Consider the following 24,580-nt stretch of genomic DNA (forward strand, 5'->3'; position numbering starts at 1 on the left):
TTTCGGTGCATTCCACCAATTTTATGACTCCACCAAGTGACTGCCAGCGAACCCCACTCAATCACTAAGCGCGGGTGATGATCGACCTGATCGGCATATTCTCCAACCCGTTGCGCGGCGGCCAACGCCTGCTCAAAATCACCAAACTTAAAAACGCGATGCAAACGCTGCTGAGACGCTTCGTTGATTACCTCCCAACCATCTACTTCTGGCATCAGCTCAGAGATTTCTGTTTCGCTCAACAAAGGCGCATCGGCACGACACGCCTCACATTGCTCCTGACTTAGCATATTACTACCTCTTCTCGCGGCAGCATGACGCTCGCCGAATGTTGCCGCCCAATACGACAGAACTAGCCTTCTAGCGTTTTGGCCGCAATAATTTTGTTGTGCCACTCAACCGGTGCAGTCTGGTGAACAGAGCTGCCTAATGCATCTACCGCTACCGAGACCGGCATATCAACAACGTCAAACTCGTAAATTGCTTCCATCCCCAATTCTGGAAAGGCGACAACCTCCGCATGTTTGATCGCTTTGGACACCAAGTAAGCGGCGCCTCCAACAGCCATTAAATAAACAGCACCGAATTCTTTAATCGCATCAATGGCAACTTGACCGCGCTCAGCCTTACCAATCATGCCGAGCAAGCCCGTCTTCTCAAGCATGGTATGGGTAAACTTATCCATACGCGTTGCTGTAGTTGGGCCAGCAGGGCCAACGACTTCTTCGCGAACTGGGTCAACCGGCCCAACGTAATAAATAAAGCGACCTTTCAGATCTACCGGAAGCTCTTCGCCGTTGTTTATCATCTCAACCATTTTCTTATGCGCAGCGTCACGGCCTGTCAGCATCTTGCCCGAAAGCAACACGGTATCACCCGGCTTGAGGTCCGCGACCTCTTCTTTGGTCACGGTATTCAGATTAACACGCTTCACGTTTTCACCGGCTTCCCAGGTAATCTCCGGCCAATCATCAAGACTTGGCGGCGTTTGCAATGCCGGGCCAGAGCCATCTAGCGTAAAGTGCGCATGTCGTGTTGCTGCGCAGTTCGGGATCATCGCCACCGGCAGGCTTGCCGCATGCGTTGGGTAATCTTTAATTTTGATATCAAGCACGGTCGTCAAACCACCAAGACCCTGCGCGCCAATGCCCAGCTCGTTCACCTTATCCATAATTTCAAGGCGCAACTCTTCAATGCGATTTTGCGGACCTCGCTCTCGCAACTCATGGATATCAATCGGGTCCATCAAAGACTCTTTCGCCATCACAGCGGCTTTTTCAGCTGTGCCGCCAATACCAATACCCAGCATTCCCGGCGGACACCAACCAGCCCCCATGGTGGGAACGGTTTTCACAATCCAGTCAACGATGCTGTCCGACGGATTCAACATCACCATCTTTGATTTATTTTCAGAACCGCCGCCTTTTGCAGCGACATCGACATGCACTTTATCGCCTTCAACAATCTCGTAATGAATAACCGCCGGCGTATTGTCTTTGGTGTTTTTGCGCGCCCCTGCAGGGTCTGCAAGAATCGAAGCACGTAGAACGTTATCTGGATGTGTATACGCACGACGAACACCTTCATTGATCATGTCAGTAAGACTCATGTCTGAATCCCACTGTACGTTCATGCCCACTTTTACGAACACCGTCACGATACCCGTATCCTGACAAATTGGGCGCTTACCCTCAGCACACATACGAGAGTTGATCAAAATCTGCGCCATCGCATCTTTCGCTGCTTGCGACTCTTCGCGCAGATAGGCTTCGTGCACCGCCTTAATAAAGTCGGCTGGATGATAGTAAGAAATAAACTGCAGCGCGTCCGCTACGCTTTCGATCAAATCGTCTTGGCGTATGGTGGTCATAAACGTCTCTTCTTTTCTGTAAGCGATTAAAGGTTAGCGATTTTCGTTGTCGGTCCTGCAAGATCTGTTCACTGCCCTTATCAAGCAACAAACATTAAATACTCAAAAACAGCTGCACGACCTTTTATAAAGGCGGGAAATTGTACTCTCAATTAGCCATCCTTTGTAGTGCTCTGCGCGCAGACATTTGTATAAGGCCGCACCTGAAAACAAAAAAGTATCAAACCATTGAACTTAGAGAGAAAAATTCGACAAAGCGGATATTTCGTCTAGTTTTATTAGTTAGACGAATAAAAGCGCGAGAAGCGCGACCGGCAGAGTTTTCGTTACTGCTTCGAACAAGAACACAAGCACAACAAAAACACTGGCGTAGGCAATAAATCGTAAACAATGCTCTCTTCGCTCGCTCCCGCGAAACAAGTAGAAGCAACGAATAACAGCAATCATAGGTAAAGGTCCTAGCTATGTTGAAAAAAACCCTTTTAAGTGCCGCAATAGCCTCCACGTTTGCTCTCAGCGGATGTCTAGACAGCTCACCCGATACAGGTGAAAACGCCGGTTCGGTAACGAATCCAGATACCAGCACTGCGGTGTATCCAATTTTCTCCCCAGCAGAGAGCAAGCTTCCAATACCTAATGATTTGATTTTTGATTCAGAAGCGGGTGATGGCAGCTTCTCAGTTAGCGATACATCCCCACCAGTTACAACTGCTCTGAACGGATTAAGCGGCGCATCGACCATCGCACCGATCGATATTTCTTTGAGCGGCCTCATTGATCCTGCATCAATCAAAGGCCCAGGCGACGCGGATCAAAACGTTTGGCTTATCGCTCTTGATTACGCGAGCGGCGACCCAGTACAAGGATTATCAAACCAAGAGCCACCAAATGTAGCTGGCGTGGCGACTCCACCAGTTCCTGCTGACATCGTTGCAGCTCAGCCAACCTACACGGTTGAACATAAGGTGCTAGACGGCAATTCAACGATTAGAATCCATCCAGTTTCAAGCCCTCTCGCTGAAAGAACGCGATTTGTTGTAGCGATTACAAACGGTATAACCGACACACAAGGGAATGCAATTGTTCCATCTCCTGGTGCAGCTGGGTACGAAGCACTTACCAAGACTGATGCAGAAGTGCCATTAAATGGTGCACTTGCAGCTTTAGCGCCGGTTCGAGCCTTAATTAATGGCCTTTGGGAAACAACATCACTTGGTCTTATCAACGCTGTTCGGGGTCTTGTATACAGCCAGCCACCGTTAACCGAAGACAACATTGCGCTGACGTATAGCTTTACAACGTCAGATGACGAGAAGGTTTTAGACTACATCGCTGAACCAACAAACTGGTTGAATGATCGCATCCAAGACTTAATTAAAGTTGGTGCTGCAAAAGCCGCGGTTGAGGGTGGCGCAGGTGATTATGCAACGGTGAAAGCGACCGTTGATGGTGCTTATTCAGCTTGGCTTCCATCTAGCCTGAGCCCTGCTCTAATAGGTTGCGACGCAGCTCCAGCCGGAGACGCAAGAGTAACTTGTGCAGCAAACGGCCTATATGGAGCATTGGGAGGAACTGCAACATTCACTTCACAACCTACAGCAACAACGATCACTATGAATGGCGCTGCGCTAGATGTGACAGACGTTGTTCCTACTCTTAAATTTGATGCTGTAACAAATCCGAGCGGTATTCCAGAAGACACCGTTTTAGTCGATCAAGGCAAATTAACGATTCCATACTACAGCGGCGCACCTGTAGGGTTCCCAACCCCCCCAACAGAGACAACTGCGGCTGCAGGTGCGGGTTTGCCGCTGAAATATGCCAGCTGGGAGCCTGATGTAACGCTCGCAACAACGCTGAATATCACTTTCTACTGCTCTGGCCTTGCAATTCCACAGGGCTTCACCGCACCTGCTTTGGGCAGTACCGACCAACTTGATTGTAGCGACCCTATGAACCCTCCATCTGATCCAGCGGACTTCGACACACCGCCGGCATCAGAAGTGGTGAATTACATCTTCCCTTTTCCAACGAAACAAGAAGATGTAACGATCCCTATGCTTGCGATCTACCCTGACCCTGCAATGACAGGCGGACCGCAAAATCTAAAAACAATGATGTGGGGTCACGGCTTAACTGGCGACCGCTCAAATGCTCTTGGTTTTGGCAGCTTGCTCGTTGCTAACAGCTTAAGCAATGCATCACTCCATGCAGTTATTGCAATCGACGAACCTCTGCACGGAGTTGTCAGCGGCGCACTAGAGGCAAGCGCCTTCGGCGCCGTTGAACGACACTTCGGCTTTCAAGATGCGGGCGCGGGAGCAACTAACCCACCTGCATTGATTGAAGATGGCGGTTCAGGCTCTATGTTTATAAACTTAGAGAGCTTTTTAACAGCACGCGACAACAATCGTCAGCACGTACTTGATTTGTTCACGGTCAGAAAGTCACTACCTGCAACAACGCTTAGCGGACACACCCTAACTGACAACTACTTCTACTCAGGCCACTCGCTAGGTACGATTAACTCGCAGGCATTTGTTGCGATTGCGAACGACACGGCTGCAACGGATGACAACATTACTGCAGCGGCGTTCTTTACTCCTGGCGGTGGTATTGCTCGATTCTTTGAGAACTCACCAGCGTTTGCTAGCACATTGGCTGACGGCTTAGCTGCAAACGGCATCACGCCAGAGACATCAAACTATCAAGCATACTTGAACGTTTTCCAAGCCGCGTTTGACTCTGTAGATGCGGTAAGCTTTGCAGATCGTTTCGATGGTGCCACACCCGTTAACTACTTCGTTGCAGCAAACGATTTGGTGATTCCAGTAGACATTTCTGAAGAAAGCAGAACCTTTCAGTCGGTCACCTCTCCTGGCGGAAACACAGTGAGCGGTTCAGTTGCTTACCTATCTGGCGCAGAGCCTTTGGTTGCCCTATCTGGCGCGACAGCATTGACGACAACTGCAGGAAATCAAGCTATCACACAGGCAGTAGCCCGCTACAAGCCTTGTTCTGCTACACATAGCACACCTTCATTACCTGATGGTAGCGATGTCCCAGATGCAGCGACTTACGGTAACAATGCGTTTGTAGAAAACTTGAGTCACACCGTTGGTTTAATTGCAAGCGATGGTGCGGCCGTCACGGTTACACCTAACTTCGCGAGCCTTCAACAAGATCTGCCGCTACCAGCACTTATCTTGGATGAAGCTAGCGGTTGTACTCCGTAAAATAGCCCTAGTTAAAAAACCCGCCTTGTGCGGGTTTTTCTTTTTCAGGCCCCGTGAATCAGAACCCAATTTCTCCCCCTCTCCCTCTCCCCCGCAAAAAACCAATACTTGATAACACCACTTCTTACTCTGCGATTATTTACCGCATTTTCTAAACAAGCTTGTTGACGCATTTAGGCGAATCCGTATAATGCGCCCTACCTTGCCAGTGTGATGAAATTGGTAGACATGAGGGATTCAAAATCCCTTGCTCGCAAGAGCGTGGCGGTTCGAGTCCGCCCACTGGTACCAAGACAAAAAAGCCCCGCAGCGGAATCGCTTCGGGGCTTTTTTATTAGCATCGAATCCCGTTGTACAGATAAACTTAAGGGCAAGCCTTTCCATGGCAATTAAGGCCTCTTCACGAAACGCTGTCGGATCTTCGCGCCTTTCTCAGCAATAACGAGACAGCAAAGAAAACACCACAACATGCCCTCCACTATAGATGGTGTACCCGTACCCATTCTCTTACTCTCTACCGCTCTTTGAGCATATTTCTCATCCAACCAGTACTTTTCTGACAGAACTCGACGCAGCCGTTTTTTAGCTGAACCCAACACCCAGCACAATGCGTGAACGAAGGTTCAAAAGAATCCAATACGCAACTAATTGAGTAACTTAAAAAAGAGGCAAAAGAATCTCGCCAGAGCAGTGACACACTGGCATCTGTGCATTCCTCAACTAGTCTGATAGTGTTGTAGTCCTTAAAGGGTAGAGTTAATTAGCGATGCGTTTGGTTCAAATATTATTACTTAGTTTGTTTACATTGCCGACTGCATTTGCAGAGCAAAACGCTCATGCTGACAAACCGGAGGTAATGCACTTTGCCGCTACCTCTTGGTGTCCCTATGTCTGTGATGATGAAGACCACCCGGGTTTTATCGTCACATACATGCGCCAACTTCTTTCTCAACAGAATGTCGAGTTAAACGTCACCATTTTGCCTTGGTCTCGCGCGATAAAAGAAAGTCGCGCGGGAAAATATGATGGATTGCTTACAGCAGTTCATAGCGAAGCCGAAGACTTTCAGTTCCCTATCATACCGACGGGTTATTACCAAGACTGCTTGTTTGGTCAAAGCGAGAGTGAATTAAAATTCAAGGGTCGCGAATCCTTTAAGGGCATTCGCGTCGGCGGTGTGAAAGACTATGGATATGGCTCACCGATTGGCGAGCTATTTAGTGATCCTAAACCGGAGGAATCGATTTATTTAGTGTCTAGCAATCGCCCGATGGATCAACTAAGCGGCATGCTTGAAAAGAACCGTATCGATTTGATCGCCGGCGACAAGAACGTAATGGAGTATTACCAGAACAGTAAAGAGGGGCAACCCATCCTGTCTGTTGCAGGCTGCCTCGACGAGGTCCCTTTTTATACCGCCATCTCCCCTTCTGTAGATTCCCCAGAACGATTAATCAGGCAACTTGAGACAGCGCTGTCAGCAAAGAACGCACAGGCGCTTTATCATCAGGCAAAAGAAACTTGGGTATCGTCGCTTGAAGGCGAGCTTTAGAAAATACCCGGAACAAGCCACCAGCTGCGTTTTTTATACGCTGCCCACTCTGGATAGCGCGACATAGACGCTTCTTTTAAGACCATGTTTACGGCAAACACGCCAAGCCAAACCCAGGCCAACACCAAAAATGGAAACCAATGCCAAGCCAAAAGTGCAAAGCTTGCGTAAATCATCATCTCTCCCAGATAGTTGGGATGACGAATATATCGGTGCACGCCATCGGTAATCAGTCCGCGCTTTACCCTCAGCGTAAAGTATTTTTGTGCATCCGCCGCAATCATCAAAACTGAGCCAATCAAGCAAAGCAAGGTACAGAGAGCAAACCACGTTCCGTCCGACAAAGGATACGCGTCCGCTCCCCGCTCTGAAATCAATAGCCAACCAAATAGCCAATAAGGCCCGAGCACTAGAGCGAATGCATTGAACGCACCAGCATAGGTGACGCGCCGCTGCCAGTTTTCATCAGGGAAAGCCATGTCTTTAATTAGCCAAACAATGCCATAACCGCCATGCAAGGCTAGGTAAAGCCAAGCCGCAGTGCTCGTATTGTTATAAAACCACATAAGTGCCGCGACAAAGAAAATGGTGCCTGCCTTCTGGAAGTTAACCACCCACGCGAGCTTAAGATGCTTCGGCCCACCTAGGCAATCAACTGAGAGATATTCACTTAAAGCGCGTAACTTAATCGCCCATAAAGGCGCCTGTTTAGCGTCTAGCCGAGATGTCGCTTTTGTATTCATGATGGCCCGTACATATATTTTTTGTCTATTTGACTGGAACAAGAAATCAGGGCGCCACGATAACAAAACCATGAGGATAGTTCAGTTAAAAAAATGGGCGCCGGAGCGCCCATGAATAGCTAGTTGCCAAACCACTCTCTGAGTGTGGAGGGGAGACTGGAAAGAGAGGAGCCTGAATCAACTAGCTGCCGAAACTACGAAATCCTGTTCACTAAGGGTGATAGGGTAAATAGCCGCTTCTGGCCGCTTGCAAAAGATGTGGTAGGCCTCAGGCGCAAGAGAATCAACTGCGGTGGCGACGTGGTCAAACTCTGAGGAGAGAGGGTCTCCCGACCGAGCGACCAAAAACTCGACCTCGCACGTCGGTATTTTTGCAGCGAGAGGCTCTTCAACCCAAACAAACACAGCCTTCTCAACCAGAACATATTCAGCATGAGCAATTCGATAATTCTCTTTTAAGTTAAGCGCCGTTTCAGAGCCGTCAGTATTAAGTTGATACTTATGAATGGCTTTCATCGTCGTCCTCCTTTGTGAATGAACGCGTTTAGATTGCTTGAACTGACGATTCGAAAAAAGCAGTTTTAATCGCACACTAAAATCGAAATTAACGGATTATTAACGACCCTCTCCTAGCACGATTTTTTCGAGCAGACGAAGCATATTTTTCTGATAGATCGATCAATCTCTCCGGCGTAGCATACGCAAAATTCTTCAAAGCGGAGGAACGAGACATGCTTAAAATCGCACTTGATGGCAATGAGCTGCGAAAGCACAGAGACGAAATTGAAGCTTACTTCAATATTTATGTCGGCCCTTTGGCAGAGGAATTTTCGTCACTACGCTTTAAGCTGAAAGAAGTAAGAGAAAACACACGCGAGACGCTTTTTCACGCTGAGCTTAGAACAGAACCCTATGTCGGCAAACCAATGGCTGTTGAAACCAGGTCCAATCAGGCGACGTCTGCCATAGAAATTTGCTTTGCACGTGCTCGACGAACCATTCTTAGAGAGCAACGGATCGCAGCGCTAAGTTAACAAAGGGCAAAAGAGTTGCGCGAAAAGGCGCCTGTGAAGCATTAGAGAGAAAAACGCGTAGACTCGATAATCTTCAATACGGCTGGGTGCTTCAATTTACGCTCAGGAGAGATCAAATAAAAACGCTCCATTACCCCTTCTACAACGCCAACATGTCGCACCCCATAAATAGATTCAACCTGCGCTCGCATGACTGTGGGCGCGGGAAAAAACCCCTCGCCTGCCTCTCCGAACACTTTTAATAAGGCGCTATCATCAAACTCAGCGACAATATTTTGCGTCAGACCATTTACTTCAAACCAATCTGACAAGTTACGTCGAAGAGCATGCTCTTTTACTGGCATTAACATCGGAGCGTTGTCCAGACACTCAGGAAACGCCTGAGGGTGCTTCTCAATAAGTTCAGGCGAACCAAATATCGAAAGAGGGCTTGCGCCGAGCTCATGGTTGTAAGCGCGCACATTCACGCTGGATGGGATGGGTCTATCAGATAGGACTAAGTCGAGCTTATGAATGGCAAGCTGCGCCAACAAGGACTCGAGACTGTCCTCATAACAAGAGACTTTCATACTCTCCATCATACGCATGACCGGTTTCAAGGTTCGATAGGCGATCAGCTTTGGAATCGAATTGACAATACCGACATTGAAGACGACTGGCGCCCCCAACGACTCGTTCTTTACACGCTGCGTCAACTCAGCGCCGAGGTTAAAAATCTCGTCTGCATACTGCTCGACAATACGTCCGGTATCGGTGATTGCGAGCCCTCTTCCTACGCGCGTGAAGAGCGGCTCCCCGATTGAATCCTCCAGCATTTTTAGTTGTCCGCTAATGGTCTGCGGAGCAAGATGCAGAACATCCGCTGCCCGCGCCACACTTCCCTCCTGAGCAACAGTCCAAAAGTACAGAAGATGGTTGTAATTCAAATGGCGCATAATGAGTCCTCGTAATGCAATGGGCAGTCTAGCCTGAACAATGAACACTAGAAATACGATTATTTAAATCAAATAGATCGTCTTTTTCGATCTATTATTAATAACAATAGTGGCTGAGCATGCTTAGCTTATATAAAAGGATTTACGTTAGGAGTAGCACTTGCAGACTTGGTGGAAAGAGAAAAAAGCGTGGCAAAACAATAGTATTCGTTCGTCAGCCAAAAGCGCAGTTTATGTGCTTTGGGGTTTTACCATATTCTGGAATCTAATCAGCTACACGCCTTTCCTAGGTGAAGACAATATTTTATCTGAAATTTCCCGTAAACCTGAGGCCGCGGTAGTATTTTTGTTTCCGATCATTGGGCTCGTGATGCTTGGCCTAAGTATCCGGGCCACACGACAATGGAAACGGTTTGGTCAAACACCGCTACTCATGGATCCTTTTCCGGGATGCATAGGTGGACAGGTCGGTGGCCAAGTTTCTCTTCGGCTACCTTACTCAAAAGCCCACAAATTTGACGTGACGCTTTCCTGTCGCAAGAGTTATATCACCGGTTCAGGAAAGAATCGCCGACGCACAGAAAGCATCATTTGGCAGTCCGAAGGCGTAGCTCATCATGAACGCGGTCCTCACGGTACGCGCTTGTCTTTTCGGTTTGATGTTCCCGAAGACAAACCCGAAGCAACACCTGACGATCAACAGACTTATGTTCTTTGGAAAGTAAATATCAATGGCGCGCTAAGAGGCGCCGATTTTGAACGCGAATACATCATTCCGGTCTTTAAATCGGAAGCACCAGTATTTTCCAGTATCAACGAAGGAACGGAGCATCACCCACTCACGCAGTCTCAAGCCGAAGAAGGTGTATACAGCGTGGCTCAAATTCAAACCGTTGACGGCGGCGTTGAGGCCTTTTTTCCTTCGTTTCAAAGACCGGTTCCAGGAATTTCGCTAAGCCTGTTTGGTGCCCTTTTCACCGCTGCGGGTTTGTTTGCCGGAAATATGGGCGCGCCACTTCTCTTCCCTATCGTATTTTCGGCGGTCGGCCTCGGCATATTCTTCGGGGGCATATTTTATCTGGCGAAGTCCCTCCGTGTTCAGGTTAACTCCCAAGGAATCAAAGCACGCCGATTCTTGTTTGGTTACCCGATTACAACTCGCATCATAGACAAAGACATATTGAAGTCGATTGATATCGTTCAAACCAGCACAATGCAGCATGGCAATAAAACCACTGTGGTTTATCAAGTAGTTGCCTCAAGCCATGCAGGAAAAAAAGCAAAACTAGCTGAACGCTTAACGAAGCGGACGGAAGCCGAGCGCCTTAAAGAGATGTATGAGATGTATTTGGGGTGAGCCCTCTTCGGCGAAATGATGAGCAGCATCTTAATTCGCTCATTCGAATTCTGTGCACGCGATTGATTTGCATCAAAACGCATCAACCAAGAAGCCTCTAGAATCGCGCGCAATTTAATTTGCTCGAATTTGAGGCCACGCTAATGAAATCTGTCGAACTGCTCTCGCCTGCAGGCTCTATTCAAAATATGGAATACGCATTCGCCTATGGGGCAGATGCCGTCTATGCCGGACAACCTCGCTATAGTCTTCGGGTGCGCGAGAACGAGTTCAACAAGATAGAAAACCTCGCGCGCGGCGTGAAGATCGCGCATTCTCTTGGCAAGCAGTTTTACATCGCCAGTAATCTCAGCCCACACAACAACAAAGTGAACACCTACTTAAAAGATATGGAACAAGTGATCGCAATGAAGCCCGATGCGATCATCATGTCTGACCCCGGCCTAATCATGATGGTACGAGAAAAATGGCCCGATATGCCCATTCATCTCTCTGTGCAGGCCAATGCCGTGAACTGGGCAACGGTAAAATTTTGGCAGAAACAAGGTCTCACTCGGGTCATACTGTCCCGAGAGCTATCACTCGATGAGATTGAAGAAATAAAACAACGCTGCCCAGAAATGGAGTTGGAAGTGTTTGTTCATGGCGCCCTTTGTATCGCTTACTCTGGACGCTGTTTGCTGTCGGGGTATATGACCCACAGAGACTCGAATCAAGGTGCATGCACGAATAGCTGTCGCTGGAAGTATCAAGCGCATGAAGCGAAAGAAACCGTCGAAGGCAATATCATCGCCAAACAACCCGCGCTCGAGACTTTCGACCCAGCACAGACTAGCGCTAACAAGTCAGAACCACCGATTTACCTGCTTCAGGAAGCCGGTCGACCGGGTGAGTACCTACCAGCCTACGAGGATGAGCACGGTACTTACATCATGAACTCAAAAGACCTACGAGCCGTTCAGCATGTGCAACGGCTCATCAATATTGGTGTTGATTCTCTAAAAATAGAGGGACGAACAAAGTCTTATTACTATGCAGCAAGAACAGCTCAGGTTTACAAGCAGGCAATTAACGACGCACTTGCCGGCAGAGACTTTAATATGCAACTCATGGATGAGCTAGAAGGCATGGCAAATCGGGGTTACACCGAGGGCTTCTATCGGCGCCACGTGCCTGATGAATATCAAAACTATGAGACCGGCAACTCTAGATCTGAAAATCAGCTGTTCGTGGCAGATATCGAGTCTATTGATCGCGAGAACAATCGCTTATTCCTAAGCGCTAAGAATAAATTTGGCATTAACGACAAGCTAACCCTGCTTACCCCCGAACAAAACGTTGAGTTTAGCGCTTCAAATATGCAGCTCAGTAGAAACGGGGCTGCATGTGATGAGGCATCCGGGTCAGGCTATCGCGTTAGCGTACCTGCTGATCTGGTAAAACATATTAGCGATGCGGCTTTGGCAAAGGGCCTTCTTGTTAAAACTATGCGATAAATCAACAAAGTATAGTGGCGTAAATATCAAGTTCTTCGACTAGGATATCATTCAGATTCATTGCCCTACTGACCATACTTACGTTTGAAATTATAGTAACCAAAAGCGAGGGGTAACACGGTGGGGCAACAGCATTTCGATATTCTTATTATTGGCGCAGGTCTTTCTGGAATTGGTAGTGCGTGCCATGTGAGCAAAGAGTGCCCTGATAAATCACTCGCTATCCTTGAGCGACGGCAGACAATGGGCGGCACGTGGGATTTGTTTCGCTATCCTGGCATTCGCTCGGATTCTGACATGACTAGCTTTGGCTTTCAGTTTAAGCCATGGTTCTCAGACAAGGTTCTAGCAAAAGGTCCAGACATCAGGAACTACGTCGTCGAAACCGCTGCAGAATATGGCATCAAGGATAAAGTACAGTTTGGTCTTAAAATAACGAGTGCCAACTGGAACTCTTCAACACAACTCTGGGAAATAGAAGCCCTTCATGAGCCAACAAATGAGACACGCTCCTATACCTGCAACTTCTTCCTAAATTGCACCGGCTATTATAACTACGACAAAGGCTACCGCCCTCACTTTAACAACGAAGAGACCTTTAAAGGGCAAATCATACACCCACAACATTGGCCGGAAGACCTAGATTATTCGGGCAAAAAAGTCGTCGTGATTGGCAGCGGAGCCACCGCCGTAACCATCGTACCATCCATGACAGACAAGGCATCGCATGTCACGATGCTTCAACGTTCGCCCACCTATATCATGTCATTGCCTGACAACGATAAGATTGCGTCTTTCATGGCGAAGATCATGCCTAAATCTTGGGCCTACTTAATTACCCGCAAACGAAATATTTTGATTCAACGGGCGCTATATTTGGTGAGCATGCGCTGGCCCAACTTTATGCGTAAAGTCTTGGCCCGAAACGTTCGGAAAGAACTGGGAGAAAATGTTGATATGAAGCACTTCTCTCCCAGTTACAACCCGTGGGAAGAGAGGCTTTGCGCAGCGCCAGATGGCGATTTCTTTGCCAAAATTCGCGAAGGAAAAGCATCCGTCGTAACAGATCACATCGACTCTTTCACAGAGACCGGAATTAAGCTCAAAACAGGACAACATCTCGACGCAGATATTATTGTCACAGCGACAGGGCTAAATGTTCAGATGATGGGTGGTCTTAAGCTATCTGTCGATGGCGAGGAAACTCACCTAAGTGACAAGATGACCTATAAGAGTGTGATGATAGAAGGCGTACCCAATTTCTCTTGGGTATTTGGCTATATCAACGCGCCATGGACATTAAAGTGCGATATTGCTAGCCGATACATTTGTCGTCTGATCAAGTTTATGGATAGCAATAACTATACGGTTGCCACGCCAACCGACATTGGTAACAACAAGCTCACTGATGGCATGCTTGATAATTTTGATCCAGGATACGCTCAACGGGCAAAACATATGCTTCCTCGCCAAGGAAGAAGCGGTCCCTGGAAACTAGATATGGATTATGGAAAAGACAAGAAAGTCTTACTCAAAGAGCCTGTCGACGAGCCAAACATGCACTTTAAGACCGCAGCTCAAAAAGTGAAAGCTGATCCGGCACCCCAGGTAAATGCGGCCTAAGCCCGCCTCCTGACACTAAAAAATAGAATAATTAAGAGACGATCGCCCATGGCCGAGAATGATTACAGCCTGCCACCGGTACTCATGATCCACGGAATGTGGAGCACCGGTGATACGCTTGACGAGTTGAAGCATGCATTTGAATCCGAAGGCCACGCAGTATTTGCGCCTTCTCTGCCAAACCATGTTAACTTGAGCATGCACACCGATGAGTCTCGCGCGAAACTTGCGGGAACCGGAATACGTGACTATGTCGATTTTATCATCAACGTCCTTGAAGGCTTTGATCAGAAACCGATCTTGGTTGGTCATTCTATGGGCGGACTGATCGCCCAACTTGTAGCCGCAGAGCGTGACGTGGAAAAGCTGATTTTAATCTCTTCAGCTTCTCCGGCCGGCATCAACTCTTGGACGTGGAGCGTGGTCAGAACATTTGGACACAATCTTTTCAAATTCCCTCTCTGGAAAACGACAACTGACATTACTCTCAAAAACATAAGATATGGTATTGCAAATAGCCAACCCTCAGATATTCAAGAAGACTTGGCGACGAAAGTCACACTAGAGTCTGGTTTGGCATCAACCGAAATTGGGATGTGGTTCCTGTTTAGAAAACCACCAACGAAAGTGAATTACAAAAACATTTCTTGCCCGGTTCTTATCGTGTCAGGACTGAAAGATAAGATCACACCGCCAAAATTGCAGCAGAAAATTCATAGCCGGTTCCGATCTCCAGCATCCCTTCGCCTGTTGGAAGAGGTCTGTCATTGGACAATCGGCGGAACATACTTACCACGCGTAAAAGCGCATATTTTTAGCTGGTTAAGTGAACAGCGCACGAGAGAAGGGTTCAAATATGCTGAAGCAGAAAAATATCGAAGTGCTTAAGACTTACTTTAGACTTTAAACCCAGGATCGCTCGATACACATTTGAATCAATGTTAGAGCGAACTAGGTACGACAGTGACCTCTAAAGAGCCAACCTCCATATGCTTTATTTCCCAACTACCCGAGGAGTCTTCAACTGTGGAACTCCTACGTAGGTCAGCTGCACGTGTGTAGACCAGTAACAAAGCCTCGCCATCAATACCGGTTTGATCAACCTCTATGACGGATTTGAGATACCCGTAGTTACTCCATGTTTCAGCATGCGATTCTGCCGATAGATTGGTAATAATCCGCGTAATATTTTTATCTCGATCGAGCATCACAACCTGAGGTATAAATGCGCCATGCTCGATACCCTGTTTTTTGTAGGATTTAACGAAGGTCTTTAACGTAATCAGGAAGTTTTTCCGCACTTCAGGAAGCCGAACTAAACGATAGCGACTGTCACCATCGACAAAACGATAAGAGAAGTCTTCTCGGTTTATAGGTACATGTAGCCCCTTGTCACGACGAAGCTCCAAGATACCAACATTTGGGATTTTCTTACAACAGCGTCCCTCAAAGCGACTGAAGTAACTCTCTCGATTGCCCGCGGATAGGATTTGAGCAGCTACAGGGTCTGCATCCTGAGGTAACACGAGCTCCGACTGGGCATTGTCCGGAGAGTAAACCACCGCTTCACTCACCTGCTCTTCCATCTCGCGCCGGTTTACCTCTTGCTGCATGACTTGAGGGCTATAAAAGATAACATTCGAATCGCCTTCGTTATCAAATGTCACGAAAAAAGGACGTTCGCCATCGCTACCAACATTGCCCTGCAAAAGATCATCACTGTCAACGAACTCTGCAGGATTGACCCTCGTTGCATCAAAGCTTGGATCGCCGCCTTGCGCGCGCAATCGCTTAACCACTTCGTCTGTCTCGTTCTCCTGTGACTCCCTTAATGCACGCTCAAAAGGGTTTTCCGAATTATCGACCTCTGCACCTGAACCGAATTGCGATGGATTCGCTGACTGTTCTGAGGCCTCTGAACTCCCGACAGAATTCGGGGCTTTCTTAATCTCCTGAGAATAAGCAGGCTCCGCTTCTTCTATCACATTGGGAGCGGCGGCGGGGGCTAATGGGCTCACTGAAGAGTCATCAGAAGAATTTGTTGACGGGCTTTTGGTAGAATCATCGGGCGAATCGGACTTCGCCTCTTCACGACGACGAAGCTTCTCTAGCTCTTCCTCATCCAGTTCAGAAACCTGTTTTGCATCGGTATTACCAAACGCGTCGTCAGCAACGATGTAACGCTTTGCAGAAACCGGGCTAGCGTAAAAGATAAATACTGCTGTTAGTAAGACAAACAGGCTACGAGTGTTAGAACTGCCGTCTAAACTGGAGCCCGATACCATAGATTCTTGATGAGAATTTAACATCCAGACCTGCGTAAGGGTTGTAAACCACGTTAGTAAAGTTAGTACAGTTTAGATTACAACTCGTGTTATTTTTAATGTAATCAACAGACTGCATATAGAATACACTTGCACCAACCCTGGTTTGTTTATCCCATTTATAATCAAAGCCTAAGCCCCAATGCTTCATATCTCCTACCGGCACAGGACCAAAAACATCATCACCGACAGGCGTCTTTCTCAGCTCCAAACCGTACCGGAGATTCAACCGAGAGTTGACGTGTTGGGTGATACCGATCCCGTAATGCCACGTATCTTCTAAGCCAAGTGGAAGCGTTAGAGAGGTTCCGGTAACAAGTCCTGAAAGGAGTCGCGCTGTTGTTAAAAGCTCTAGATCTCGATCAAAATGGAACGTCCATTCATCCCAGACACTCCAATCAGTCCATGTAGCATCAAGATTAACGGTCCACTCCGGATGAACTCGCATGCTGATACCACTCTTAAACTGCTGCGGAATTTCATAATCCATATAAATATTTCCCGCCTCATATGGTCGTCCTCGAGGAAGACCAAGAATCGCGGCAGTAATCGCACCAATAATCGAGCCGTTAAAGCCTTGCCAGAATGCTGTCCACTCATCCGTGTAGTCCATCAAAAAGGTACCACGCAACTCCATCTCGGCACCCGTCATGTAGGAAGCCCCCCATGAAAACCAATCATTTGGCTCCCAGAGCACCCCGACGTTATATGTTGGGGAAAGTGATTGCTGCATATCGATGTCGATTCGACCAACACTGTCCCACGGACCAATATTACCCTGACAGAGAGAAAGGAAAGGCTGGAGAGGATCACGACGTTTACCGATCGGCTTATCAAATTCACAGGCAAACGCATCCTGTAAAATCTCAGTCACGGCAATCAAAAAGTTTGGTGCCCGGTTATCCTGCGCGATATAGAAACCTTGATGGGATAACTGAACGCCCAGACCAACGGCCCATTCATCAGAAATTTCGTAACCAACTGCAGGAGAAAAGAAAGTGTAGCGCTGAATAGCCGCTTCTTTACCTAGGAATTTACCTGGGTCTTCAGCGTCTTTGAACAGGCCAAGCGGAGAATGCATGTAGTTTTTGAATGCAAAAGTAAACTTCGAGCCCGGCTCGTTTACTGAGAAACCGAACTGAAACGGAAGTGGCGCCGGCCCACTCCAGACCCATTGCTGTAAGCCAAAGCCCGGAATATATATCGCCGGCTTACTCGTATGGCTCTCACCATATCCATCACCACCCACCACTGGGTCTCTTGGAACAGTCGGATCGTAGGTATTAAAGCCTGTTCCATCTAGACCAAAGATCTCGTAATCGTCGCCCGCGATATATGCCGCATCGAGATCAAGACCAATAATATATTGATCTACTTCGAATTGACGCTCTTCTAAATTTACGAGACCCGCGGGATTATGATAAACAGCGGCAATACTTGGATCTCGATCCGCTACGACGGCATTACCAAGCGACATCGCGCGACTATCGATCGTGATGCCGTTACCTACCTGCGCATAAAGCTGGGGCGGAAAAACCAACAACACGGAAAACAGCGCAACCATTGCACGCTGTATTGGTTTGGTAAGCGCTCTCACATCAGCTCCAATATTTGATCGCTTACCAAGTCCACGCACCGATATTAATCGGATACGAGAAGCCTAAGTTAAAGTCTGAAGCATCTTCGGTCAGACCAAAGCCAAAACTGGTGTTAATAATCGTAGTAGGGTCAACCCTAATACCCAGAGACATGTTTACCGAACCACTAGCCGAATCTTGAGTTTCAGTATTACTTCCATCAGCGAAGTAAAGGTTCGTTTCGCTGTTATAAGAAATGCTTGTCGAAATACTTAAGGAAGTATCGTAGGACAGAGAGTAAGAGAAACCGCCAGAGAGAGAATAACTTTGCCCATTATGAACAGACGTCAAAACCCGCCCGCCTCGGACTTGATTCAGGCCATTTTCTTCAAATGAATAACCAGAGCTTAATGAACCGAACACAACAACCGGATCGAGTACCTTAGATACGTTAACACCAGTGCTAAACGAATACGTTCCGCTACCTGTAGACAGTCTTTGTTGCGGGTTAATTTCATAAGGGCTAACCCCTGTTTTGGTGCTCAAAGAGGTATTGACTGTTATTGTGGGCGCACCCGGCACATAAGAGAATGGCTGCCATCTGAGCCCGAGGCTAATATCACCAAAATCTGTAACCGATAATTCACGTGTCGTGTCGTAACGAGTGGATAAAGGAACGTTGGTACTTAACGTGACGTTATTGAGAATGCCATACGAGAAGCTGAAACTGTTCGTCATGCTGTGCGTTGCAGTAGGATTTACATCCAAATTACGGACAACGCCGTTAGTAACCTCTAGATCGATTCTAGAGTCTCCTGTATAGGAATAACTAAAGGAGTAAGACAGCGATTTCCCGCCAGATTTCAACATCGAGTAGCGCTTTTCAGCGGCTTGGAAAACTTCTTCTAACTGAGCCGTATCACTCTCGTCTTCCCCTTGCTGGGCAAGCGCTTCACGCGCTTTATCCGTCGAAGACTTTTCTTCAGCAAAAACCCCGCCAGTCGCGAGCAGGGTTCCAGAAAATATGATCAAAAGCCTTAAAAAGCGGGCCATGAGTCTGTCCTTGTTTAATACTATCGCAATCTAATTAGTTTCTTCTGTAGTGAAGCTGCTTGGTGCCATTACTAAAGGTTGGCGCACCATTGGCTATCTCCTCTTCAGAGTTATTTTTAAGCCGTTCGATCTCATTCTGTATCCGCCACTGATGCATATCGAAATAATCTGGATACTCCTGAAATGCCTGCAGAGAGAGTGTCTGGTCATCAATATAACGTAAGTCTTCTTCTCTCAATTCCAGACCATCTACCGGCTTCGTATCACCAGGAAATACAACGAATAATACATTTTGATCCCAAGCTTCTTTAAAGCGCTCAATCGTGAACGTTAAGTTTCCTTTCGATGGATCCGCAATAAAAACACGATCATTCTCCACCGTCTTTACGACAACGAAATGCTTGTAACCCGCGTACTGAATTGGAACGATCGCTGGGTGATCCAAGTCGATTAGGTCTTGCATCTCCGCTTTAAAGCCACCAGCAGGAAAACCTAAGGCCGTAACGAGGCGCTTCATGTCCAACATCGAGAAACCACGGCGCTCTACAATTCGCTCGTTCTCACCGTAATGAAGTAAGCCCTCCATCACTTGGCGCTCTTGAAAGTTTCGCCCAAGATAATGCTGAAGGATCGTCGTAAGGGCTGCAGAGCCGCAACTATAATCGTATGCTTGGCGAACGATGTTGCGGAACTTGATTTCTGAATAAGGCTCTACCTCCGCGGAATAAAACAACTCGGGCCTATCTAGGTCAAAGTCGTAATACACGACGCCTTGCTCATGCGGCTCAATCTCCTTGAATCCGTAAAGCAAGTTAAGAAATAGTATCGATGCTGTAGTAACCAGAACCATTTTATTATTCCGGGTGTAATCCCATTCGACCACGCAGCCGCACACTACGTGTCAGTCTCATTATTCTTGATGCGAACGATACCGCAATTGGCTGTTTTTTAAAGATAACCAGTGCTCAATCTATAGGGGCACAACAAAAAACGGGAGCCTACTAAGCTCCCGTCAACGCTATTTAGAATGACTTACATTCGCTCAACGATTGCGCTTTCCTCAATACTAGTCAGATACGAAGCATAATCCGTCCCGCCATAACTCGCCCCTAGCGAGCTTTTGATCGACTGTTTTTCGATCATGGTAATATCTTCTAAGCTTCCAGAAGAAACAGCAGTAAGGGAAACAACCGCATAGTCTCCATTACTCAACTCAAAGCCACCGATCACTGGCTGCTCACCCGCCGGCTTATCCATTGAGAACACTTTAAACAATAAATCCGGGTTTACTGAGAAGTCATCCCTTCGTACGCTGACTTTTTGCTCCCAGGCGAACGACATATCTTCCGCGACCAAATCTGCATGCTCACCGGCCTCAGCTCGAACAATAAAAGCATTACCGATTGATGCGGCATACTGCCCTGCTTTCTCTTTCGTCAGGAGAGCGGTCACTTCATCCCGAACCTGCTCCAAGCTCTTCGTCGATGCCTCATGGTAATCTTCAACTTTAAAGACAAGCGCCAACCCTTCATCCAGCTCAATAACCTCACTGTTGTGCTCCCCAGAAAGATTTTCATCGCTAAAAAGCGCTCGCTGAACTTTCAGCTCTGAAAAAATTTCATCCTGAGATTCAGCAGAAACACCAATTCGCTGCTGTAACTCAAGACCAAGCTCGTCTGCGGGATCGACCAAATCAGGTGACGAATACGAAATGTCTGCTAACTGCTGAACTAAATCAACATACTGCTGATCACGTTTTTCGGCTAGAATCTCCGCCTCTAACACGGGAGCACGCTCAGCAAGCTCAGGGGGCTCATTTACCTGCACTTCTAGTAGCTTGATGAGGTGGTAACCAAACTCCGTTTTGACTGGTTCAGAAACAGCTCCCTCTTCCATCGAGAACAAAGCATCTTCAAAGCCGGAAACGTAAACACCCTTCCCTGAAAAACCTAGATCACCGCCATCAACCGCAGAACCCTCATCATCGGAGTTTTCTTTGGCCAACACTGAAAAGTCTTCTCCGGCATCAATTTTCGTCTTAAGTTCAGTGACTTTCGCTAAAGCCTCTTCTTCAGTCACCTCATCCGAAATGGAGACTAGTATATGAGAAGCTCGGCGCTGCTCGTCGCCAACAAAGTCCTGTAATTCAAGCTCGTAACGCGCTTCCACTTCTTCAGACGCGACATCAATTTGATCTAATTCAGACTTTCTTAAAACAACATAGGAAACATCGACGTTTTCAGGCTGAATGAACATGGAAGCGTTTTCATTATAATAAGACTGGATTTCTGCATCAGTTATTTCAATTTCGTCCTTATATTCATCAGCGGATAACACAGTCATACCAAAGGTACGTGTTTGACGGTCTAGTTTAACGAGTGCGTTCTCCTCACTTTCTAGCACGAACGCCGATCCGATCAGCCCTGTACGACTTTGATCAATGACAAACTGCTTCGCCAAACTATCTCTGAAGGAGTTTAGCGTGAAGCCAGCAGAGCCGAGAACAGATTGCATTCGCTGATTGCTAAACTCTCCATCAACTTGGAATTCGTTCATGCCACGGATGTACTCATCAACCATTGCGACTGAAATATAAAGGCCTTTGTCATTTGCGTCCTGCTCAAGCGTTTTTTCTTGAACGAGACCATCAAGAACTGACTGAGATAGCAGCCCATCATCAATAAGATCTGGGTCTGCCGCCTCGCCCATCTGCATTAATAACTGGCGCTTCTTACGCTCAACAGCGATTTTAAATTCTGATTCTGGAATACCTTCGCCATTTACTTCAACTACATCAGGCTCCCCACCGATACCACCAACAATTGACTCAACACCAAATAGCGCGAACGTAATAGCAATTCCCCAAACAATAACTTTGGCGGTCGTACCCTGCATACCTTGACGGACGTCTTGAAGCATAATGCCCTCTAAAAATAACTACTTACTATAATGAAATACTGTCAGCGCTACTAAAGGCTGACATAACAAAAAAGGCGCATTCCTAAGAACGCGCCTTTTCTCGAATGGCTCTTTCGAACCTTTCTAACAGGCGAATAACCTTAGTTAACCGCGTCTTTAAGACCTTTACCTGCTTTGAAGCTTGGAATTTTCGCTGCGGCGATTTGTATCTCTTGACCTGTTTGCGGATTACGACCAGTGCGCGCTGCACGGTCTTTCACAGAAAAAGTACCGAAACCAATTAGCGTTACTTGATCACCAGACTTTAAAGCACCAGTAATCGAGTCTACGAATGCATCAACTGCACGACCTGCTGCTGCTTTAGAAATATCTGCTGAATCTGCAATTGCATCAATAAGTTCAGATTTGTTCACACTAAACCCCTTAGTTTAATTTTAGTTTGCTTAAATAGATGTTTGATCCGCTGTTTGAATAAACAATAAGACGCGATCTAATTCTTCTTAATTATAGAAATCTCTATCTTATAGAAAATCTATCGAGTGGTCTCGGAGCCCTCTAGAATACTGCTGCCAGACGTCGTAACAAGTTATACCAACTGTCCAAAACCACTGTCAAGGAAGCATTTGCGCTAATGCGTATTTATTCGCCCTTCCGTCCGTTTCGAGCTACTTTTTGTACTCTTTGACACACTCGAGGACCGCTTTCCAGATTTTTCCTCAGGCGGATACGCCAAAGCAATGTCGAGCACTTCATCGATCCACTTCACCGGAATGATGTCAAGAGACTCTTTAATATTGTCAGGAACCTCTTTCAAATCCTTCTCATTTTCGTGAGGGATCACGACCGTTTGAATGCCTCCGCGATGCGCAGCAAGCAACTTCTCTTTTAGCCCCCCAATCGCCAAAACCTGACCTCTCAGTGTAATTTCACCAGTCATAGCTACATCTGCTTTTACCGGAACACCTGAAAAGGCAGAAACCATCGCTGTGCACATAGCGATACCAGCACTAGGACCATCTTTAGGGGTCGCACCCTCCGGAACGTGAATATGCACATCGTTTTGTTCATGGAACTCAGAATCGATACCCAGCACATCAGCTCGACTTCTCACGACCGTCATTGCTGCCTGTATTGACTCTAGCATTACATCACCCAACGAGCCGGTCCGCACCACCTTACCTTTGCCCTTAACAGTAGAGCACTCAATACTCAAAAGCTCGCCGCCCACCTGAGTCCAAGCTAAACCAGTAACCTGCCCGATACGATCTTCCTCATCAGCAGTACCATAGCTAAATTTACGCACACCAAGGTAATCAGCAAGGTTAGAACTAGATACAGTAAGCTCCGGATCAATTTCTTTTAACGCAATCGACTTTACGACCTTCCTGCATAGCTTGGCGATTTCACGCTCCAACCCACGGACTCCAGCCTCTCGCGTATAGAAACGAACAATGTCTCGAATCGCATCCTCTTCGATCTCAAGCTCACCCGCCTTGAGGCCATTATTTTTAACCTGTTTTGGAATCAAATAGCGCTGAGAAATATTCACCTTTTCATCTTCGGTGTAGCCCGGAATACGAATAATCTCCATTCGATCAAGCAACGCAGGAGGAATATTCATCGAATTAGATGTACAAACGAACATTACGTCGGAGAGGTCATAATCAACCTCCAAATAATGATCATTAAAGGTGTGATTCTGTTCTGGGTCTAAAACCTCAAGGAGAGCCGAGGCAGGGTCACCACGATGATCCATCCCCATCTTATCAATTTCATCTAACAAGAAGAGCGGGTTTTTAACACCGACCTTTGTCATCTTCTGAACCAGCTTACCTGGCATAGAGCCAATATAAGTTCGGCGATGACCTCTAATTTCGGCTTCATCACGAACGCCACCTAAAGCGACACGCGTAAACTTTCGGTTTGTCGCTCTAGCGATAGACTGCCCGAGAGAGGTTTTACCTACACCCGGAGGCCCAACCAAACAAAGCACAGGCCCCTTCAGCTTTTTAACGCGTGCTTGCACCGCAAGATACTCTAATATGCGGTCTTTGACCTCATCGAGCCCATAATGATCGCTATCAAGAATTTCTCGTGCCTTTGCTAAATCATGACGCACCTTGCTGCGCTTCTTCCAAGGCAAATCCGTTAGCCACTCAATATAACCGCGGACAACAGAGGCTTCTGAGGACATAGGTGACATCATTTTCAGCTTTTTCAGCTCACCTTCAACCTTTTGTTTCGCTTCAACCGGCATGCCTGCCTCGGCGATCTTGTTCTCAAGCTCTTCAAATTCATTACCTGTCTCACCGAGCGCGCCCATCTCTTTCTGAATCGCTTTCATCTGCTCGTTTAAGTAATACTCGCGCTGACTTTTCTCCATCTGCTTCTTAACGCGACCACGAATACGCTTTTCCACCTGTATAAGATCGATTTCACCCTCAATGACAGCAAGTAGATACTCTACTCGCTGAGTCACATCACCTTCTTCCAACACTTCTTGCTTATCAGAAATCTTCATTTCCAAGTGTGTGGCAACGGTATCAATTAGACGGAGTGGCTCCTCGATTCCAACAAGAGAGCTAACAACCTCACTAGGAACTTTTTTGCTTAACTTACTAAACTTCTCGAACTCGCTGCTTAGCGCACTAACCAATCCCTGTAGTTCGCTAGTCGCTGGCTTAGTTTCAGGGAGCTCGTGAGCGACCGCCGATGCAAACGCGTCTTCATCGAGAGAATCGATAACCACGCGTTTCTCTCCCTCAACCAATACCTTCACAGTGCCATCAGGTAGTTTCAACATCTGTAATATGGTTGCTAGAGTACCGACACCATAGAGCTCATCAAGGCCCGGATCATCG

19 protein-coding genes and 1 tRNA gene are annotated in these 24,580 nt (G+C 47.2%); 8 read left to right on the forward strand and 12 right to left on the reverse strand.

Annotated elements, in window-relative coordinates; genetic code table 11:
• On the reverse strand, positions 1-290 hold a 290-nt coding region (locus A3750_RS20985; RefSeq protein WP_068548758.1), incomplete at its 3' end, for a 4a-hydroxytetrahydrobiopterin dehydratase.
• A gap of 62 nt (positions 291-352) precedes the next feature.
• Positions 353-1,870, reverse strand: a complete 1,518-nt coding sequence (locus A3750_RS20990; protein WP_068466594.1) for a fumarate hydratase — start codon at positions 1,868-1,870, stop codon at positions 353-355.
• Positions 1,871-2,334: 464 nt separating this feature from the next.
• On the opposite strand from A3750_RS20990, the gene A3750_RS20995 reads away from it, so the two are divergent.
• From A3750_RS20995 to A3750_RS21005, 3 genes are all read left to right on the forward strand, one after another.
• Positions 2,335-5,106 carry a hypothetical protein gene (locus A3750_RS20995; protein WP_068456431.1) on the forward strand — a complete coding sequence of 924 codons (2,772 nt, stop codon included), beginning with the start codon at positions 2,335-2,337 and terminating at the stop codon, positions 5,104-5,106.
• Positions 5,107-5,310: 204 nt separating this feature from the next.
• Positions 5,311-5,397: transfer RNA gene (locus tag A3750_RS21000), tRNA-Leu, on the forward strand.
• Positions 5,398-5,878: 481 nt separating this feature from the next.
• Complete coding sequence (locus A3750_RS21005; RefSeq protein WP_197466309.1) at positions 5,879-6,658, forward strand: ABC transporter substrate-binding protein; 780 nt, start codon at positions 5,879-5,881, stop codon at positions 6,656-6,658.
• Here A3750_RS21005 and A3750_RS21010 read toward each other — a convergent pair.
• Positions 6,655-7,401, reverse strand: coding sequence for an isoprenylcysteine carboxylmethyltransferase family protein (locus A3750_RS21010; RefSeq protein ID WP_082863228.1), 747 nt, complete (start codon positions 7,399-7,401; stop codon positions 6,655-6,657). The genes A3750_RS21005 and A3750_RS21010 overlap by 4 nt on opposite strands.
• 177 nt (positions 7,402-7,578) lie before the next feature.
• Positions 7,579-7,917 (reverse strand): hypothetical protein, encoded by a 339-nt coding sequence (locus A3750_RS21015; protein ID WP_068456426.1) that lies wholly within the window; start codon positions 7,915-7,917, stop codon positions 7,579-7,581.
• 215 nt (positions 7,918-8,132) lie between these two features.
• Between A3750_RS21015 and A3750_RS21020 the strand changes: the two genes are divergently transcribed.
• Entirely contained in the window at positions 8,133-8,435 is a 303-nt protein-coding gene (locus tag A3750_RS21020) for a hypothetical protein (RefSeq protein ID WP_068456424.1), read from the forward strand.
• Between the two features lie 41 nt (positions 8,436-8,476).
• Here A3750_RS21020 and nhaR read toward each other — a convergent pair whose 3' ends face one another.
• Positions 8,477-9,370: a transcriptional activator NhaR gene (gene nhaR, locus A3750_RS21025; RefSeq protein WP_068466592.1), complete on the reverse strand. Its 894-nt coding sequence runs from the start codon at positions 9,368-9,370 to the stop codon at positions 8,477-8,479.
• 160 nt (positions 9,371-9,530) lie between these two features.
• On the opposite strand from nhaR, the gene A3750_RS21030 reads away from it, so the two are divergent.
• From A3750_RS21030 to A3750_RS21045, 4 genes are all read left to right on the forward strand, one after another.
• Complete coding sequence (locus A3750_RS21030) at positions 9,531-10,727, forward strand: hypothetical protein (RefSeq protein ID WP_068457619.1); 1,197 nt, start codon at positions 9,531-9,533, stop codon at positions 10,725-10,727.
• A gap of 143 nt (positions 10,728-10,870) precedes the next feature.
• On the forward strand, positions 10,871-12,223 hold the full coding sequence (gene yegQ, locus A3750_RS21035; protein ID WP_068466622.1) for a tRNA 5-hydroxyuridine modification protein YegQ: 1,353 nt from the start codon (positions 10,871-10,873) through the stop codon (positions 12,221-12,223).
• Positions 12,224-12,343: 120 nt separating this feature from the next.
• The gene (locus tag A3750_RS21040; protein ID WP_068455710.1) at positions 12,344-13,846 is read left to right on the forward strand and encodes an NAD(P)/FAD-dependent oxidoreductase; all 1,503 of its coding nucleotides are present in this window, start codon (positions 12,344-12,346) and stop codon (positions 13,844-13,846) included.
• Positions 13,847-13,894: 48 nt separating this feature from the next.
• Positions 13,895-14,734, forward strand: a complete 840-nt coding sequence (locus A3750_RS21045) for an alpha/beta hydrolase (RefSeq protein ID WP_068466590.1) — start codon at positions 13,895-13,897, stop codon at positions 14,732-14,734.
• Positions 14,735-14,787: 53 nt separating this feature from the next.
• Here A3750_RS21045 and A3750_RS21050 read toward each other — a convergent pair whose 3' ends face one another.
• The 7 genes from A3750_RS21050 to lon all read right to left on the reverse strand — a co-directional run.
• Positions 14,788-16,131, reverse strand: a complete 1,344-nt coding sequence (locus tag A3750_RS21050; protein ID WP_068466588.1) for a MalM family protein — start codon at positions 16,129-16,131, stop codon at positions 14,788-14,790.
• On the reverse strand, positions 16,097-17,767 hold the full coding sequence (locus A3750_RS21055; RefSeq protein WP_156498803.1) for an outer membrane protein transport protein: 1,671 nt from the start codon (positions 17,765-17,767) through the stop codon (positions 16,097-16,099). The genes A3750_RS21050 and A3750_RS21055 overlap by 35 nt, the downstream gene beginning before the upstream one ends.
• Positions 17,768-17,789: 22 nt before the next feature.
• On the reverse strand, positions 17,790-18,800 hold the full coding sequence (locus tag A3750_RS21060; RefSeq protein WP_068453201.1) for a flagellar protein FilC: 1,011 nt from the start codon (positions 18,798-18,800) through the stop codon (positions 17,790-17,792).
• A 34-nt stretch (positions 18,801-18,834) separates the two neighbouring features.
• Positions 18,835-19,650: a C39 family peptidase gene (locus tag A3750_RS21065; RefSeq protein ID WP_068466585.1), complete on the reverse strand. Its 816-nt coding sequence runs from the start codon at positions 19,648-19,650 to the stop codon at positions 18,835-18,837.
• Between the two features lie 182 nt (positions 19,651-19,832).
• Entirely contained in the window at positions 19,833-21,719 is a 1,887-nt protein-coding gene (locus A3750_RS21070) for a SurA N-terminal domain-containing protein (protein ID WP_068548761.1), read from the reverse strand.
• A 140-nt stretch (positions 21,720-21,859) separates the two neighbouring features.
• Complete coding sequence (locus A3750_RS21075) at positions 21,860-22,132, reverse strand: HU family DNA-binding protein (protein WP_068457826.1); 273 nt, start codon at positions 22,130-22,132, stop codon at positions 21,860-21,862.
• Positions 22,133-22,347: 215 nt separating this feature from the next.
• Positions 22,348-24,580 (reverse strand): endopeptidase La (lon, locus tag A3750_RS21080; protein ID WP_068548763.1); only part of this gene is annotated, 2,233 nt, incomplete at its 5' end.

This window comes from Oleiphilus sp. HI0079, from assembly GCF_001635105.1.

Coding starts and splice junctions, on each gene's coding strand:
- A3750_RS21060 (WP_068453201.1), bottom strand. CDS start 18,800: ATGGCCCGCTTTTTAAGGCTTTTGATCATATTTTCTGGAACCCTGCTC.
- yegQ (WP_068466622.1), top strand. CDS start 10,871: ATGAAATCTGTCGAACTGCTCTCGCCTGCAGGCTCTATTCAAAATATG.
- A3750_RS21020 (WP_068456424.1), top strand. CDS start 8,133: ATGCTTAAAATCGCACTTGATGGCAATGAGCTGCGAAAGCACAGAGAC.
- A3750_RS20990 (WP_068466594.1), bottom strand. CDS start 1,870: ATGACCACCATACGCCAAGACGATTTGATCGAAAGCGTAGCGGACGCG.
- nhaR (WP_068466592.1), bottom strand. CDS start 9,370: ATGCGCCATTTGAATTACAACCATCTTCTGTACTTTTGGACTGTTGCT.
- A3750_RS21070 (WP_068548761.1), bottom strand. CDS start 21,719: ATGCTTCAAGACGTCCGTCAAGGTATGCAGGGTACGACCGCCAAAGTT.
- A3750_RS20995 (WP_068456431.1), top strand. CDS start 2,335: ATGTTGAAAAAAACCCTTTTAAGTGCCGCAATAGCCTCCACGTTTGCT.
- A3750_RS21045 (WP_068466590.1), top strand. CDS start 13,895: ATGGCCGAGAATGATTACAGCCTGCCACCGGTACTCATGATCCACGGA.
- A3750_RS21015 (WP_068456426.1), bottom strand. CDS start 7,917: ATGAAAGCCATTCATAAGTATCAACTTAATACTGACGGCTCTGAAACG.
- A3750_RS21050 (WP_068466588.1), bottom strand. CDS start 16,131: ATGGTATCGGGCTCCAGTTTAGACGGCAGTTCTAACACTCGTAGCCTG.
- A3750_RS21065 (WP_068466585.1), bottom strand. CDS start 19,650: ATGGTTCTGGTTACTACAGCATCGATACTATTTCTTAACTTGCTTTAC.
- A3750_RS21010 (WP_082863228.1), bottom strand. CDS start 7,401: ATGAATACAAAAGCGACATCTCGGCTAGACGCTAAACAGGCGCCTTTA.